The organism is Streptomyces sp. NPDC001880, assembly GCF_053594575.1.
Map to the genome: position 1 here is coordinate 22549 of NZ_JBSFET010000060.1, position 15418 is coordinate 37966.

17 protein-coding genes are annotated in these 15418 nt (G+C 71.6%); 16 read left to right on the plus strand and 1 reads right to left on the minus strand.

Annotated features, from left to right (window positions below):
• Positions 1–210: 210 nt before the first annotated feature.
• The 10 genes from ACWCQ6_RS25990 to ACWCQ6_RS26035 all read left to right on the plus strand — a co-directional run bounded on the left by ACWCQ6_RS25990 (position 211) and on the right by ACWCQ6_RS26035 (position 9210).
• Positions 211–1329 carry a ParA family protein gene (locus tag ACWCQ6_RS25990; protein ID WP_451093054.1) on the plus strand — a complete coding sequence of 373 codons (1119 nt, stop codon included), beginning with the start codon at positions 211–213 and terminating at the stop codon, positions 1327–1329.
• The gene (locus ACWCQ6_RS25995; RefSeq protein ID WP_451093085.1) at positions 1326–1931 is read left to right on the plus strand and encodes a hypothetical protein; all 606 of its coding nucleotides are present in this window, start codon (positions 1326–1328) and stop codon (positions 1929–1931) included. Before ACWCQ6_RS25990 ends, ACWCQ6_RS25995 begins: the two co-directional genes overlap by 4 nt.
• Positions 1932–2041: 110 nt before the next feature.
• On the plus strand, positions 2042–3064 hold the full coding sequence (locus ACWCQ6_RS26000; RefSeq protein ID WP_451093056.1) for a segregation/condensation protein A: 1023 nt from the start codon (positions 2042–2044) through the stop codon (positions 3062–3064).
• Positions 3061–3708 carry an SMC-Scp complex subunit ScpB gene (gene scpB, locus ACWCQ6_RS26005; RefSeq protein WP_406252239.1) on the plus strand — a complete coding sequence of 216 codons (648 nt, stop codon included), beginning with the start codon at positions 3061–3063 and terminating at the stop codon, positions 3706–3708. Before ACWCQ6_RS26000 ends, scpB begins: the two co-directional genes overlap by 4 nt.
• On the plus strand, positions 3708–4811 hold the full coding sequence (locus ACWCQ6_RS26010) for a pseudouridine synthase (protein WP_451093059.1): 1104 nt from the start codon (positions 3708–3710) through the stop codon (positions 4809–4811). The genes scpB and ACWCQ6_RS26010 overlap by 1 nt, the downstream gene beginning before the upstream one ends.
• Positions 4812–4938: 127 nt before the next feature.
• Positions 4939–5592 carry a nicotinamide riboside transporter PnuC gene (gene pnuC / locus ACWCQ6_RS26015; protein ID WP_451093061.1) on the plus strand — a complete coding sequence of 218 codons (654 nt, stop codon included), beginning with the start codon at positions 4939–4941 and terminating at the stop codon, positions 5590–5592.
• Entirely contained in the window at positions 5589–6668 is a 1080-nt protein-coding gene (locus ACWCQ6_RS26020; protein WP_451093063.1) for an AAA family ATPase, read from the plus strand. Before pnuC ends, ACWCQ6_RS26020 begins: the two co-directional genes overlap by 4 nt.
• Positions 6665–7399 (plus strand): NUDIX hydrolase, encoded by a 735-nt coding sequence (locus ACWCQ6_RS26025; RefSeq protein ID WP_451093065.1) that lies wholly within the window; start codon positions 6665–6667, stop codon positions 7397–7399. The genes ACWCQ6_RS26020 and ACWCQ6_RS26025 overlap by 4 nt, the downstream gene beginning before the upstream one ends.
• A complete protein-coding gene (locus ACWCQ6_RS26030) occupies positions 7396–8418 on the plus strand; it encodes an ADP-ribosylglycohydrolase family protein (protein ID WP_451093067.1) in 1023 nt (340 codons plus the stop codon). Before ACWCQ6_RS26025 ends, ACWCQ6_RS26030 begins: the two co-directional genes overlap by 4 nt.
• Before the next feature lie 3 nt (positions 8419–8421).
• Positions 8422–9210, plus strand: a complete 789-nt coding sequence (locus ACWCQ6_RS26035; protein WP_451093069.1) for a nucleotidyltransferase domain-containing protein — start codon at positions 8422–8424, stop codon at positions 9208–9210.
• 219 nt (positions 9211–9429) lie between these two features.
• Here ACWCQ6_RS26035 and ACWCQ6_RS26040 read toward each other — a convergent pair whose 3' ends face one another.
• A complete protein-coding gene (locus ACWCQ6_RS26040) occupies positions 9430–10149 on the minus strand; it encodes a nucleotidyltransferase domain-containing protein (protein WP_451093071.1) in 720 nt (239 codons plus the stop codon).
• 118 nt (positions 10150–10267) lie between these two features.
• Here ACWCQ6_RS26040 and ACWCQ6_RS26045 point away from each other — a divergent pair, with 118 nt between their 5' ends.
• The 6 genes from ACWCQ6_RS26045 (at position 10268) to der (ending at position 15366) form a co-directional block, all read left to right on the plus strand.
• The gene (locus tag ACWCQ6_RS26045; protein ID WP_451093073.1) at positions 10268–10648 is read left to right on the plus strand and encodes a YidB family protein; all 381 of its coding nucleotides are present in this window, start codon (positions 10268–10270) and stop codon (positions 10646–10648) included.
• 258 nt (positions 10649–10906) lie between these two features.
• Positions 10907–11269 carry a chorismate mutase gene (gene aroH, locus ACWCQ6_RS26050; RefSeq protein ID WP_451093075.1) on the plus strand — a complete coding sequence of 121 codons (363 nt, stop codon included), beginning with the start codon at positions 10907–10909 and terminating at the stop codon, positions 11267–11269.
• Complete coding sequence (locus ACWCQ6_RS26055; protein WP_451093077.1) at positions 11266–12351, plus strand: prephenate dehydrogenase; 1086 nt, start codon at positions 11266–11268, stop codon at positions 12349–12351. The genes aroH and ACWCQ6_RS26055 overlap by 4 nt, the downstream gene beginning before the upstream one ends.
• Positions 12352–12477: 126 nt before the next feature.
• On the plus strand, positions 12478–13179 hold the full coding sequence (gene cmk, locus ACWCQ6_RS26060; RefSeq protein ID WP_072484251.1) for a (d)CMP kinase: 702 nt from the start codon (positions 12478–12480) through the stop codon (positions 13177–13179).
• Complete coding sequence (locus tag ACWCQ6_RS26065; protein ID WP_451093079.1) at positions 13176–13829, plus strand: lysophospholipid acyltransferase family protein; 654 nt, start codon at positions 13176–13178, stop codon at positions 13827–13829. Before cmk ends, ACWCQ6_RS26065 begins: the two co-directional genes overlap by 4 nt.
• A 67-nt stretch (positions 13830–13896) precedes the next feature.
• Complete coding sequence (der, locus tag ACWCQ6_RS26070) at positions 13897–15366, plus strand: ribosome biogenesis GTPase Der (RefSeq protein ID WP_072484253.1); 1470 nt, start codon at positions 13897–13899, stop codon at positions 15364–15366.
• Positions 15367–15418 lie beyond the last annotated feature (52 nt).

The following is a 15418-nucleotide window of genomic DNA, read 5'->3' on the forward strand; positions in this document are numbered from 1 at the left end:
TGCGCGCCCTTGACAGCGGGGTGTTCGATTGCCGACACATCGGGCCGGGTCCGGCGGATTGTGTTGCTGCGGAGCGGTGACACGCCATAGAGTCGCCAAACGTCGGCATGGTGCCACGCTGACCTATCGACAAGTTTCCTGGTCACGTCCAAGGAGGTAAGACGACTTGTGAATGAGTCGACATTTACTCCCGGGGGTGTTCATCCAGGGATGCCCGCACGGGGCCAGAGCCCGATCGGGCTGGAGGCTGTCGGCTCCGTCGCTGTCCGCACCTTCGCCACCCAACAGCACATGACGACAGCCCCCCAGATGATGGACGGCCTACACGTGAACGCCATGGCCGGCAACGAGAGTGGCCGGGAGACCGCCCCCTTCGCCGACTTCGACGAGGTGCCCCAGGGGCACTTCTACGACCCCGACGCCGAGTACGAGCCCGACCCGGAGTACGCGGCCACCCTCGCGCCCGACGCCGCCCGCCAGCGCCGCGAGCGGATCGGCCCGACCGGTCGCCCCCTGCCCTACTTCCCGATCCCGGGCCCGCTGACCGACCACGGTCCCGCGAAGATCATTGCGATGTGCAACCAGAAGGGCGGCGTCGGCAAGACCACGTCGACCATCAACCTGGGCGCCGCGCTCGCGGAGTACGGGCGGCGCGTCCTGCTCGTCGACTTCGACCCGCAGGGAGCCCTGTCGGTCGGGCTCGGCGTCAACCCGATGGAGCTCGACCTCACGGTCTACAACCTGCTCATGGAGCGGGGCATGTCGGCCGACGAGGTGCTGCTGAAGACCGCGGTCCCGAACATGGACCTGCTGCCCAGCAACATCGACCTGTCGGCCGCCGAGGTGCAGTTGGTGAGCGAGGTGGCCCGGGAGTCCACGCTGCAGCGTGCCCTGAAGCCGCTGATGTCCGACTACGACTACATCGTGATCGACTGTCAGCCCTCGCTCGGCCTGCTCACCGTGAACGCCCTCACGGCTGCCCACAAGGTCATAGTGCCGCTCGAGTGCGAGTTCTTCGCGCTGCGTGGTGTGGCGTTGCTCACCGAGACCATCGAGAAGGTCCAGGAGCGCCTCAACCCCGATCTGGAGCTCGACGGCATCCTCGCCACCATGTACGACTCCCGTACGGTGCACAGCCGTGAGGTTCTCGCGCGCGTCGTCGAGGCATTCGACGACCACGTCTACCACACGGTCATCGGGCGCACCGTGCGCTTCCCGGAGACCACGGTCGCCGGTGAACCCATCACCACGTACGCCTCCAACTCGGTCGGTGCCGCCGCCTATCGCCAGCTCGCCAGGGAGGTGCTCGCCCGGTGTCACGCCGAGTGAGTCTGCCCGGGGCCGACGAACTGTTCCGTACCACCGGGGGAATGGGGCTCCAGGCCTCGTCCCCGGCGGACCGGCGGCGCAAGGCGAACGGTGAGGCCCGGGTGCCCGGTCCGGCCGGCGAGAGCGATTCCGGGGCGGACGGAGCCGGGGCGGACCCGGCGCCGGCCACCGACGGCGCCTCGCGCGAGGAGCACTCCGCAGCCGACGCCGACGCTGCGGAATTGCGCAACCGCGACGGCGACCGGGGCGCGATGGCCGCGCAGGCGGGCCGCAGGCCCCAGCAGCCCGCACCGGCGGCCGCCTCATCCGCCGCGCAGGAGGCGGTCTCCGCTCCCGCCGTCCAGCAGCAGCGCAGGCGCGGAGCCGGGCGCGGGGCGAACCGACGGCCCAGCGGCCGCGAGCGCCACGACGAGAAGATCACTGTCTACGTCTCCGCCGAGGAGCTGATGGACCTCGAACACGCCCGCCTCGTACTTCGCGGGGAGCACGGGCTCGCGGTCGACCGCGGACGGATCGTCCGTGAGGCGGTCGCGGTGGTGCTCGCGGACCTGGAGTCGCGGGGCGACGCGAGCATCCTCGTACGGCGGTTGCGCGGCCGCTGACGGGTGAGGCGCCGGTAGCCTGCCCGGTGGGCGACCGCCGACGGAGCGGTTCCGGCCCCTCCCGTACGGGCCACGGCCCGCCGCCCGTATCCCGCTGCCCCTGGATCTTCATGCCGACGACCGACGAGCCCGCCCGCACCCCCCGCCGCCCCCTGGGGCGCGGTCCGGGCGGCCGGTCCGGGCAGCCGGAGCCGACGGACGGCGGGGGCACCGACGCGGAGAGCCCCGCGCCGCCGCCGTCCGTCGAGGCACCTGTCGTGGCGCCCGAAGCGCCCGTGGAGACGCCCGCCGAGGCGCCGGAGCCATCAGGGCTCCCCGAGCCCGACGAGGGGCGGTTCACCGTCCGGCTGGCGAACTTCGAGGGGCCGTTCGACCTGCTCCTCCAGCTCATTGCCAAGCACAAGCTGGATGTGACCGAAGTCGCGCTGTCGAAGGTCACCGACGAGTTCATGGCGTACATCCGCGCCATGGGGCCGGACTGGGACCTGGACCAGACCACCGAGTTCCTTGTCGTCGCCGCGACCCTGCTCGACCTCAAGGCGGCCCGGCTGCTGCCCGCCGCCGAGGTGGAGGACGAGGCGGACCTGGCGTTGCTCGAAGCGCGGGACCTGCTCTTCGCCCGGCTGCTCCAGTACCGCGCGTACAAGCGCATCGCGGAGATCCTCAGCGACCGGATGGTGTCGGAGGGGCGGCGGTTCCCGCGGACCGTGGGGCTGGAGCCGCACCACGCCGATCTGCTGCCCGAGGTCGTGATCAGCATCGGGGCGCAGGGGTTCGCCGCGCTGGCCGTGAAGGCGATGCAGCCGAAGGCCGAGCCGCAGGTGTATGTCGACCACATCCACGCCCCACTGGTCAGCGTGCGGGAACAGGCCGAGATCGTGGTGGCGCGGCTGCGGGAGGCGGGGGAGGCCAGCTTCCGCACGCTCACCGAGGACGCCCCCGACACCCTCACCGTCGTCGCCCGGTTCCTCGCGCTGCTGGAGCTGTACCGGGAGAAGGCCGTCGCGCTCGACCAGGACGAGGCGCTCGGGGAGCTCCTGGTGCGCTGGGCCGGGGGAGAGGGGGCCGGGCCCGTCGTCACGGACGAGTTCGACCCCGAGACGCAGGACGTCCAGGAGGATGTGAAGGCATGAGTCAGCAGGAGAGCACCGGCTCCACCGTCGCGGATCTCGACCTCGGGCCCGCGCTGGAGGCCGTCCTCATGGTCGTGGACGAACCAGCCACCGAGGAGCACCTCGCCAAGGTGCTGGAGCGGCCCCGCAGGGCCGTCGCCGACGCGCTGCGCGAGCTGGCCGACGAGTACACCGCGCAGCGCCGCGGTTTCGAGCTGCGGCTGGTGGCGGGCGGCTGGCGCTTCTACACCCGCCCCGAGTACGCGGCGGCCGTGGAGGCCTTTGTGCTGGACGGCCAGCAGGCCCGGCTGACCCAGGCCGCGCTGGAGACCCTCGCGGTGGTCGCGTACCGCCAGCCGGTCAGCCGCTCCAGGGTCTCCGCGGTCCGCGGCGTGAACTGTGACGGGGTCATGCGGACCCTGCTCCAGCGGGGTCTGGTGGGGGAAGCGGGCGCGGAACCCGAAACAGGTGCGATCCTGTACAGGACGACGAACTACTTTCTGGAGCGGATGGGCCTGCGTGGCCTGGATGAGCTCCCGGAGCTCGCGCCCTTCCTCCCCGAGGCGGACGCGATCGAGGCTGAGACGCTAGAGGGTGTGCCGTCGTTCGATCCGGACGCACCGGACACCCCGGATACCCACGCAGACGACAAGACGGAATTTTGATGCGAAGCAGTGGCAGGAACAGCGGAAGCGGCAGCGGCGGCAGGAGCGGCGGCAGCCGGAACCCTCGCGGCGCCGGCGCCGGGCGCGACGGCAAGCAGGAGCAGCGTCCCCGCCGGCCCCGGCCCGAGGAGCGCCGCTACGAGGTGGGCGCCACCGGGGAGAAAAGCGGCGACGGCCCCCGCAAGGGACGCGGCGCGGCGGCCCGCGGCGGCGCCAAGGGCGGCCCGAAGCCCGCACAGGGCGGCAGGAGCGGTGGTCCGCGTCGCCAGGGCGCCCCGTCCCGTCCGCGGGAGCTCGACGCCAAGATCGAGCAGCGCAACCGCGACCGGTACGCGAACAAGCCCGACATCAGGACGCCCAGGACCCACCCGGGCGCCGAGCAGGAGGGCGAGCGGCTGCAGAAGGTCCTCGCCCGGGCCGGCATGGGCTCACGCCGGGCGTGCGAGGAGCTGATCGAGCAGGCCCGCGTCGAGGTCAACGGCGAGATCGTCGTCGAGCAGGGCATGCGCGTCGATGTGAACAGGGACGAGATCAAGGTCGACGGCCTGACCGTCGCCGCCCAGTCCTACCTCTTCTTCGCGCTGAACAAGCCCGCCGGTGTCGTCTCCTCGATGGAGGACCCGGACGGCCGCCAGTGCCTCGGCGACTACGTCACCAACCGTGAGACGCGGCTCTTCCACGTCGGCCGGCTGGACACCGAGACCGAGGGCATCATCATGCTCACCAACCACGGCGAGCTGGCCCACCGCCTGACCCACCCCAAGTACGGGGTGAAGAAGACCTACCTGGCCGCCATCCAGGGACCGCTCCCGCGCGACCTGGGCAAGCGGCTCAAGGACGGCATCCAGCTGGAGGACGGGTACGCCCGCGCCGACCACTTCCGGGTCGTCGAGAACACCGGCAAGAACTACCTGGTCGAGGTGACCCTCCACGAGGGCCGCAAGCACATCGTCCGCCGGATGCTGGCCGAGGCCGGCTTCCCGGTCGAGCGGCTCGTACGCACGTCCTTCGGGCCGATCCCGCTGGGCGACCAGAAGTCCGGCTGGCTGCGCCGCCTCACCAACACCGAGGTGGGCATGCTGATGCGCGAGGTCGGCCTGTAGCCCTCCTCCGTCCGTTCCACGGCCCGCGGCCGGTTCCTGTTCCCGACTTTCGAACAGGAACCGGCCGCGGGTCTTTTGCTGCGCCCGCTCCGCCTTTATAGTCAGAGTGACTATTAAGGAGGCGGGCGTGAGTCTCGCGGATTTCCTCGATCCCCTGCAGCAACCCCTGGTGACGGTGCTCGACACCCCGGTCAGCTGGACCGAGGTGCTGGGCTTCGGCAGCGGGGCCCTGTGCGTATGGCTCGTGGCCCGCCAGCACCTCGCCAACTGGCCGATCGGCATCGCCAACAACCTCTTCTTCATCCTGCTGTTCACCCAGTCCGGCCTGTACGCCGACGCCGGCCTCCAGATCGTCTTCATCGCCCTCGCCGCCTACGGCTGGTGGACCTGGACCCACGGGGGTGGACCGGGCTCGCCGGAGCTGCCGGTGCGGCGCACCACGCGCGCCGAATGGACCTGGCTGCTCGCGGCGGGGGCGGTGGGGGCCGTCGCCCTCACCCTGCTGCTCGACCGCGCCACCGACTCGACCGTGCCCTTCTGGGACGCCCTGACGACCGCCCTGTCCCTGACCGCGACGTACGGACAGTGCCGCAAGCTCGTCGAGTCCTGGTGGCTCTGGATCGCCGCCGATGTGGTCTACATCCCGCTGTATGCGTACAAGGAGCTCTATCTGACCTCACTGCTGTACGCAGGCTTCCTGACGCTCTGCCTGATCGGCCTGCGCAACTGGAAGCGTGATCTCGGCGGGCAGCGGCGGCAGTTGGCGGAGGCGACGGCATGAAGAGCTACGGACACGGGCTGGTCCTCGGCAAGTTCTACCCGCCGCACGCCGGCCACCACCACCTCGTCCGCACCGCGCGGGACCGCTGCGAGCGGCTGACCGTCCTGGTCTGCGCCGCCTCCGTGGAGTCCGTGCCGCTCGCCGACCGGGTGGCCTGGATGCGGGAGGTGCACCCGGACGTACGGGTCGTCGGCGCCGTCGACGACATCCGGATGGACCTCCACGACGCGGCGATCTGGGACGCGCACATGGCCGTCTTCACCGGGGCCGTGCCCGAGCCGGTGGACGCCGTCTTCACCTCGGAGTCGTACGGGGACGAACTCGCCCGCCGGTTCGGCGCCGAATCCGTCTGCGTCGACCCCGACCGCACGGTCTTCCCGGTTTCCGGCACCGCCGTCCGCAAGGACCCGGTCGGCTGCTGGGACTTCCTGGAGCCGCCCGTACGGGCCGCCCTCGCCCGCCGGATCGTCGTGCTCGGCGCGGAATCCACCGGCACCACGACGATGGCCCGCGCCCTCACCGACCACTACTGCGGGCGCGGCGGCGTCTGGGCGCGGACCGGATACGTCGCCGAGTACGGGCGGGAGTTCAGCGAGCAGAAGCTGGCCGCTCTGCGCGAGCGGTGGCCCGGGGCCCAGTGGGAGGACGTCGCCTTCACCACCGACGACTTCCCGGTGATCGCCGAGGCCCAGAACGCCAAGGAGGAAGAGGCCGCGCGCACCGGGTCACCGGTGCTCTTCTGCGACACCGACTCCTTCGCCACCACTGTCTGGCACGAGCGGTACATCGGCGGACGCAACCCGCTCGTCGAGGAGACCGCGGACCGGGTCGCCCACCACCTGTGGCTGCTCACCGACCACGAGGGCGTCGCCTTCGAGGACGACGGACTGCGCGACGGCGAGGAGCTGCGGCCGTGGATGACCGAGCGCTTCCGGGCCGAACTCACCCGTACCGGACGGCGGTTCATCGAGCTCACCGGAGCCCACGAGGAGCGCCTGGCCACCGCGGTCGCCGCCGTCGACGCGCTGCTCGCCGACAGCTGGAAGTTCGCCGCGCCCCTGCCGGAGCGCCGATGAGCACAGCCGCCCCCGCGGGCTACGACCCGCACGCCTTCGAGCCCTTCGCGGTCACCGTCGACCTGGCCGTCTTCACGGTCCGTGGCGGCCGGCTGCACGTCCTGCTCGTCGAACGGGGCGAGGACCCGTACAAGGGGCACTGGGCGCTGCCCGGCGGCTTCGTCCTGCCCCGTGAGTCCGCCGAGTCCGCCGCCCGCCGGGAGCTCGCCGAGGAGACCGGACTGACGGAGGACACCGCCGGCGCCCTCCACCTGGAACAGCTGCGCACCTACAGCGATCCGGACCGCGACCCCAGGATGCGGGTGGTCTCCGTCGCGTACGCCGCACTCGTGCCCGACCTGCCCGAGCCGCGCGGCGGCGGCGACGCGGTCGGCGCCCGGTGGTGGGACGCCGGGGCACTGGGCCCGCTCGCCTTCGACCACGACCGCATTCTCGCCGACGCGCACGACCGGATCGGCGCCAAGCTCGAGTACAGCTGTCTGGCCACCGCCTTCTGCCCGCCCGAATTCACCTTGGGAGAACTCCAGCAGGTGTACGAGACGGTCTGGGGCGTCGAGCTGGACCGTCCCAACTTCCGGCGCAAGGTCCTCACCACGCCCGGCTTCGTCCAGGCCGTGGAGGGATCGCCGCGCCGCACCGGCGGGCGGGGAAAGCCGGCCGCGCTCTACCGGGCGGGTGCCGCCACCGCCCTGCACCCTCCACTGCTGAGACCGGAAGGAAGAAGCACGTGATCGTGACCAGGACCATCACCAAGCAGGCCGCCACCGGCGCGCTGACCGGGCTCGCGCTCGGCGACGCCCTGGGCTTCCCGACCGAGTTCAACAACGTGCCGTCGATCCTCGCCAAGTGCGGGCCGTGGCGCGCGATGCGGCTGCCGAAGCCGGCGCACGTCACCGACGACACCCAGATGACACTGGCCCTGGGGCGGGGCATCCGTACCGCCATGGACCGCGGTCTGCTCACCCCGCTGCGGCTGACCCGGCCGGTGCGGGAGGAGTTCGTCGACTGGTACCACTCGCCCGACAACAACCGCGCCCCCGGCCGCACCTGCATGACCGCCTGCCGCCTGCTCGACAGCGACCGGCTCTGGCAGGAGGCCAGCCAGACCGGCTCCAAGGGCTGCGGCGCCAACATGCGGGTCGCGCCGGTCGGACTCGTACCCGGACTGAGCGACGAACAGCGCTCCGGCGCCGCCCAGTTGCAGGCTGCCCTCACGCACGGCCATCCGACCGCGCTCGCCGCGTCCGACCTGACGGCCCGCGCGGTGCACCTGCTGGCGCAGGGGGCGGAGCCGACGGGCCTGATCGGGCAACTGCGTTCGTACGCGTACGAGAACAGCGGCCGCTATCTCACGCGCTGGCTCGGCGACCTCTGGCGGTACGCGGGCGACTCCTCGCCCGAGCTGTACATCCAGCGCGGCTGGGACGAATGTCTCACCGCCCTGGCCCGGGTCCAGGACGCGCTGCGCGACCCGTCCCCGGAGACCGACCCCTGCGAACTGACCGGCGACGGCTGGATCGCCGAGGAGGCCCTGGCCACGGCCCTGCACTGCTTCCTCCTCTTCCCCGAGGACCCCGTCACCGCACTCCGCCGCGCCGCCTGCACCCGGGGCGACTCGGACTCCCTCGGCTGCCTGACCGGTGCGTTCGCCGGGGCGCACCTGGGGGCCGGGGCCTGGCCCAAGGAGTGGGCGGAGCGGATCGAGTACCGCAGCGACCTGCTGGCGCTGGGGGCGCTCTGGGATTCTTGAGCCATGGGTACGGACACCAAGCACCTCAAGGAGGCCGGGCTGCCGGTCACGGACCTCGGCCCGGTCCTCGCCGAAGAGCGCCACCCACTGCTGTTCGCCACGGTCTCCGGGGCGCATCTGTACGGGTTCCCCTCGAAGGATTCGGATGTGGACCTCCGGGGGGTCCATCTCCTGCCCGCGGAGGACCTCGTGGGTCTGCGCGAGGCCGAGGAGACGCGCTCGCGCATGTGGGACCGGGACGGGACCGAGATGGATCTCGTCACGCACGATCTGCGGAAGTTCGTCCGGCTGATGCTGAAGCCGAACGGCTATGTGCTGGAGCAGCTGCTCTCGCCGCTCGTCGTGCACACGAGCGAGCCGCACGCGGAACTGATCGACCTGGCGCCCGGTGTGCTCACCCGCAACCACGCCCACCACTACCGGGGTTTCGCCGGCACCCAGTGGCGGCTCTTCGGGAGGACCGGCGAACTGAAGCCGCTGCTGTACACGTTCCGGGCGCTGCTCACCGGGATCCACCTGATGCGCAGCGGCGAGGTGCGGGCGCATCTGCCGACCCTCGTCGGAGAGGTGGCGGCGCCCGCGTATCTGCCCGAGCTGATCGAGGCGAAGGCCGAGGCGGAGCGCGGGGGAGCGGGGGATGTCGACGGTGCGATGCTGTCCCGGGACGTCGGGGCGCTGCACGGGGTGCTGGACGAGGCCCAGGCGGAATCGGGACTTCCCGAGGTGGCCGGCGGATTCGACGCGCTGCACGATCTTGTGGTGCGGGCTCGGCTGACGGGGCGGTGGTCCTAGGGTCTTCCATTTGAATCAGGCCGGGCGGGCGGGGCCCGGCACGCACGCCTGCCGCGTTGTCGTCGTTCGCCAGGGCCCCTTCCCCCAGGCTCTCGGCTTCGGCTGAGCAGGGGAGACCCCATCCGGCTCCCTCTTCCGCCTTGCGATCGCACGCACCGGACCCCGCTCCCTGATCCGGCCTGATCCGGCCTGATCCAGACGAATTCCAGACGAAAGACCCTAAGGGTTGTCCCGTACCCGGTGTTCGGTCCAGGAGACGGACGCCCGGCGGGTGCGGATCAGGAAGTCCTCCACCCGGGCCCGGTCCGGCTCCGCGGGGAGCGGGGAGTTCTTCGCGGCCTCGTCGTTCTCCTCGGCGAGGCGGTTCATCCGGCGGTCGACCTCCGCCCACGGCACCTCGCCCCGCTTCACCGCAAGCAGCTCCTCGCGGGCCGCGCCCACCTCGATCCTGAGCTCGCCCGTGCGAAGCAGGTCCCGGCCGGAGGCCAGCAGACGCAGCAGGTGCATGGCGTGCTTCCAGCGCGGCGCCCCGTGCAGCCGTACATCCGCCTCCAGCTTCCTGCGCTGACCCGATGCGTAGCGTGCGAAGGTCCGGTGGGCCAGCCGGGAGAGGAACGCCCCACGCAGGGACAGGAGTTCACGGCCCACGGCGTCGACGTGCTCCACCAGCGGAGAGTGCAGACACTCCAGCACATTGGGGTTGGCGCGCAGCGCCAGCTCGCAGAAGCGTTCCAGCTCCCACGAGAACTGCTCCTGCGCCGGGCCCTCGACATGCGTCGGCGGCTTCTCGAACCGCCAGAACAGCGGGGTCGGCGCGAGGAAGACTCCGCGCCGGTCGGTGTCGCTCCCCTCCGTGGCGAGCCCGAAGGCGCGTGAGCCCATCACGCAGGAGTAGACCGTGTGGTCGCGTACGAGAGCCTCGGGATCAGGGGTGATCATGCCGGCGAGGGTATGTGAGCGAAAACGGGTTGCACCAGGGATTACGGGAGCGCCCTCAGGCGCCCCGCTCAAGTGGCAGAAGGCCGCGATTTATCGACATAGTCGATAAATCGCCTCCTTGGGAAAGGCGGAACCATGGCAGGAAACGATCTCGGCAGTCTGGTGGGCAGCTTGGCGGGGCGGCGGCCAGGGCGGCGGCCGGAGGGGCGCGGGGAACATCCTTGGCGCGCTGCTGGGCGCACTCGGCGGCGGCCAGGGCGGAACGGGCGGCGGTGGCAACGCGCTCGAAGGGCTGACCGGGATGCTCACCGGGTCCGGCCTCGTCGACCAGGCGCAGTCCTGGGTCGGTACCGGTGAGAACCAGGCGGTCAGCGGCGCCCGGATCAGCGAGGCGCTGCCGGACGAGACCCTGCAGAAGGCCGCCCGGGACGCGGGGGACCCCGCAACAGGCCGCCCACGGGATCGCCCGGTCGCTGCCGACGGGGGGTCGACAAGCTGACTCCGTCGGGGGAGGCGCCGGAGGGCCGCTCGATCGAGGAGCTGGACCGGGAGCCGCAACTCTGACAGCGGAAGCGGCCCGAGGGCCCACCGGGCGGACCAGCGCCGGGCAGGCCCCGGGCCGTCACGGTGTGCCGCCCCGTCTCACGGACAGAGCACCCCGGACCGCCGGGCCCGCGGCCCCTCTAGGCTGACCGGGCAGAGAGATCACGCAGGCGGACAGCAGGCGCGACACGTACGACGAACCGAGGAGCACGACGTGGCGGTACGAGCGGTCCGCGGAGCCGTCCAGCTGGAGCAGGACGAGGCCGGGCACATGGACGAGCGGGTCGGCGCCCTGCTCACCGCCGTCCTGGAGCGCAACAGCCTCGTCCCGGACGATCTGATCAGTATCTGGTTCACGGCCACCCCCGACCTGCACAGCGATTTCCCGGCCGCCGCCGCACGCGGGCTCGGTATCGTCGACGTACCACTGATCTGCGCCCAGGAGCTGGACATCGCGGGGGCCATGCCCCGGGTGGTGCGCATCCTGGCGCACGTCGAGACGTACCTTCCCAAGTCCGAGATCGCCCACGTGTACCTCGGTGCCACCGCCGCACTTCGCAAGGACATCGCCCAGTGAGAACCGCCGTCGTCATCGGAACGGGCCTCGTCGGCACTTCCGCAGCCCTCGCCCTCGCCGGGCGCGGCATCCAGGTCCACCTCGTCGACCACGACCCCCAGTCGGCCCGCACCGCCGCCGCGCTGGGTGCCGGCACGGACGAGGCGCCCGAGGAGCGTGTGGACCTGGCGATCATCGCCGTGCCGCCCGCCCATGTGGCCTCGGTGCTGGCCACCGCCCTGCGGGACGGCATCGCCCGCGGCTACCTCGACGTCGCCAGCGTGAAGGGCGGCCCGCGCCGCGAGCTGGAAGCCCTCGGCCTCGACCTCACGCCGTACATCGGTACGCACCCCATGGCCGGCAAGGAGCGGTCGGGCCCGCTCGCCGCCACCGCGGATCTGTTCGAGGGCCGGCCCTGGGTCCTCACCCCGACCCGTGACACCGACACCGAGGCCCTCAACCTCGCCCTGGAACTGGTCGCGCTCTGCCGTGCCGTCCCGGTCGTCATGGACGCCGACGCGCACGACCGGGCCGTCGCCCTGGTCTCCCACACCCCGCAGCTGATCTCGTCGATGGTCGCCGCCCGCCTGGAGGAGGCCGACGAGACCGCCGTACGCCTCTGCGGCCAGGGCATCAGGGACGTCACCCGGATCGCCGCCTCCGACCCCGGGATGTGGGTGGAGATCCTCTCCGCCAACCCGGGCCCGGTCGCCGACGTACTGGCCGGGGTCGCCGCCGACCTCGACGAGACGGTACGGGCGCTGCGCGGCCTGCAGTCCGACGACGACGCCAGGCGCCGCGAGGGCACCGAGGGCATCGAGGACGTGCTGCGCCGCGGCAACGCGGGCCGGGTCAGGGTGCCGGGCAAGCACGGGACCGCCCCCACCGCGTACGAGATGGTGTCCGTGCTCATCAGCGACCAGCCGGGCGAACTGGCCAGGATCTTCGCCGACGCCGTACGGGCCGGGGTCAACGTCGAGGACGTGCGCATCGAGCACGCCACCGGCCAGCAGGCCGGCCTGGTTCAGCTGATGGTCGAGCCGAGCGCGGCCCCCGCACTGAGCGCTGCGCTGCGCGAGCGGGGCTGGTCGATACGGCAGTAGGCCCGGGGCCGCGGGACCGGGAGGCCGTTGTCCACAGGGGTGCAGAGACCCGCTCCGGCACTCGGTAACCTTGTGCGGGGCGGGTTCGCACGCGCCCTCGTCCCGCCCACCCCGTGTACCAGGAAGGTGTCCACCACCGTGGAAACCCGTACGGCCCCGGCCGCAGTGATCGTCGCCATCGACGGGCCCTCCGGCACCGGTAAGTCGAGCACGTCCAAGGCCGTCGCCGCGCAGCTCGGCCTGAGCTACCTGGACACCGGCGCCCAGTACCGGGCGATCACATGGTGGATGCTGAACAACGGCATCGATGTGCAGGACGCGATGGAGGTGGCGACCGCGGCCGCCAAGCCGGTCATCGTCTCCGGCACGGACCCCGCCGCCCCGACGATCACCGTCGACGGCGAGGACGCCTCGGGCCCGATCCGCACCCAGGAGGTCACCTCCAAGGTCAGCGCCGTCAGCGCGGTCCCCGAGGTGCGCACCCGGATCACCGAGCTCCAGCGCACCATCGCCGCCGCGGCCGAGCGGGGCATAGTGGTCGAGGGCCGGGACATCGGCACCACCGTCCTGCCCGACGCCGACCTGAAGATCTTCCTCACCGCTTCCCCGGAGGCCCGCGCCGCCCGCCGCAGCGGGGAGGTCAAGGGCTCCGACCTCGCCGCCACCAAGGAGGCGCTGATCAAGCGGGACGCGGCCGACTCCGGCCGCAAGACCTCCCCGCTCGCCAAGGCGGACGACGCGGTCGAGGTGGACACCACCGAGCTGACCCTTCAGCAGGTCATCGAGTGTGTCGTCACCCTCGTCGAGGAGAAGCGGGCCACGAAGTGACCCAGGCCACGGGCTCGCCCTCGCCGCGCGGTGCGGCGGTCGGGCGCGGGATCGGCATCGGGCTGATGTACGGGCTGTGGAAGCCCCGCGTCCTCGGTGCGTGGCGGGTTCCCGCATCCGGACCCGTCATACTCGCGGTGAACCACTCGCACAACATCGACGGTCCGATGCTGATGGGCACCGCGCCCAGGCCCGTCCACTTCCTGATCAAGAAAGAGGCGTTCATCGGCCCGCTCGACCCGTTCCTGCGTGGAATCGGGCAACTGAAGGTGGACCGTACGACCGCCGACCGTACCGCCATCACCCACGCCCTCGGCGTGCTGGCGAACGGCGGGGCGCTCGGGATCTTTCCCGAGGGCACCAGGGGCGAGGGCGACTTCGCCTCCCTGCGTGCCGGGCTCGCCTACTTCGCGGTACGCAGCGGCGCGCCGATCGTGCCCGTCGCCGTCCTGGGAAGCACCGAGCGCCGCGGACGGTTGATATCGGCACTGCCGCCGCTGCGCAGCCGGGTCGATGTCGTCTTCGGCGACGCCTTCGAGGCGGGCGGCAGTGGCAGGCGTACGCGCAAGGCGCTGGACGAAGCGACGGTACGGATCCAGGGGCGGCTGACCGCCCATCTGGACGAGGCCAGGCGTTTCACCGGGCGCTAGGTAAGACTTGAGTAGTGGGCCGCGGGGTCGTGGCCCATCGATGATGATGCAAAGAGGAACGGACTTCATGAACGACCAGATTCACTCCGACGGCTCGGACCACGAGCACGGAGCGCTTGGCGACGCCGAGTACGCGGAGTTCATGGAGCTCGCCGCGGAGGAGGGCTTCGACCTCGAAGAGGTCGAGGGCGCGATCGACGAGGCCGGACACGGTCCGCTGCCCGTGCTCGCCGTCGTCGGCCGTCCCAATGTCGGCAAGTCGACGCTGGTGAACCGGATCATCGGCCGCCGCGAGGCGGTCGTCGAGGACAAGCCCGGCGTCACCCGAGACCGCGTCACCTATGAGGCCGAGTGGGCGGGCCGCCGCTTCAAGGTCGTCGACACCGGCGGCTGGGAGCAGGACGTGCTGGGCATCGACGCCTCCGTCGCCGCCCAGGCCGAGTACGCGATCGAGGCGTCCGACGCGGTCGTCTTCGTGGTCGACTCGACGGTCGGCGCGACCGACACCGACGAAGCCGTCGTCAAGCTGCTGCGCCGGGCCGGCAAGCCGGTCGTGCTGTGCGCCAACAAGGTCGACGGACAGAGCGGCGAGGCGGACGCCACCGCGCTGTGGTCGCTGGGTCTCGGCGAGCCGCACCCGGTCTCCTCGCTGCACGGCCGCGGCACCGGCGACCTGCTTGACGCCGTGCTCGAAGCGCTTCCCGAGGCCCCGGCCCAGCGCTTCGGCACCGCGATCGGCGGCCCGCGCCGGATCGCGCTCATCGGCCGCCCGAACGTCGGCAAGTCCTCGCTGCTGAACAAGGTGGCGAACGAGGACCGCGTCGTCGTCAACGAGCTCGCCGGCACCACTCGCGACCCGGTCGACGAGCTGATCGAGCTCGGCGGCATCACGTGGAAGTTCATCGACACGGCCGGCATCCGCCGCCGCGTCCACCTCCAGGAGGGCGCGGACTACTACGCCTCGCTGCGTACCGCCGCCGCTGTGGAGAAGGCCGAGGTCGCCGTCGTCCTGATCGACGCGGGCGAGTCCATCAGCGTCCAGGACCAGCGGATCATCACCATGGCCGTGGAGGCCGGGCGCGCACTGGTGATCGCGTACAACAAGTGGGACAAGCTCGACGAGGAGCGCCGTTACTACCTGGAGCGCGAGATCGAGACGGAGCTCGCGCAGATCGCGTGGGCGCCGCGGGTCAATGTCTCGGCCGTCACCGGCCGGCACATGGAGAAGCTCGTCCCGGCGATCGAGACCGCTCTCGCCAGCTGGGAGACCCGCGTCCCCACCGGCCGGCTGAACGCCTTCCTCGGCGAGATCGTCGCCTCCCACCCGCACCCCGTCCGCGGTGGCAAGCAGCCCCGGATCCTCTTCGGCACTCAGGCCGGTACCAAGCCGCCGCGCTTCGTGCTGTTCGCCTCGGGCTTCCTGGAGCACGGCTACCGGCGGTTCGTCGAGCGCCGGCTGCGTGAGGAGTTCGGCTTCGAGGGCACCCCGATCCACATCTCGGTGCGGGTCCGCGAGAAGCGCGGCCGCAACAAGTAACCGGCAAGGGCGTACGACGGAGCCCCGGACCGTCTCGGATCCGAGACGGTCC

Coding starts and splice junctions, on each gene's coding strand:
- ACWCQ6_RS25990 (WP_451093054.1), top strand. CDS start 211: ATGCCCGCACGGGGCCAGAGCCCGATCGGGCTGGAGGCTGTCGGCTCC.
- ACWCQ6_RS26000 (WP_451093056.1), top strand. CDS start 2,042: ATGCCGACGACCGACGAGCCCGCCCGCACCCCCCGCCGCCCCCTGGGG.
- scpB (WP_406252239.1), top strand. CDS start 3,061: ATGAGTCAGCAGGAGAGCACCGGCTCCACCGTCGCGGATCTCGACCTC.
- ACWCQ6_RS26010 (WP_451093059.1), top strand. CDS start 3,708: ATGCGAAGCAGTGGCAGGAACAGCGGAAGCGGCAGCGGCGGCAGGAGC.
- ACWCQ6_RS26020 (WP_451093063.1), top strand. CDS start 5,589: ATGAAGAGCTACGGACACGGGCTGGTCCTCGGCAAGTTCTACCCGCCG.
- ACWCQ6_RS26025 (WP_451093065.1), top strand. CDS start 6,665: ATGAGCACAGCCGCCCCCGCGGGCTACGACCCGCACGCCTTCGAGCCC.
- ACWCQ6_RS26035 (WP_451093069.1), top strand. CDS start 8,422: ATGGGTACGGACACCAAGCACCTCAAGGAGGCCGGGCTGCCGGTCACG.
- ACWCQ6_RS26040 (WP_451093071.1), bottom strand. CDS start 10,149: ATGATCACCCCTGATCCCGAGGCTCTCGTACGCGACCACACGGTCTAC.
- der (WP_072484253.1), top strand. CDS start 13,897: ATGAACGACCAGATTCACTCCGACGGCTCGGACCACGAGCACGGAGCG.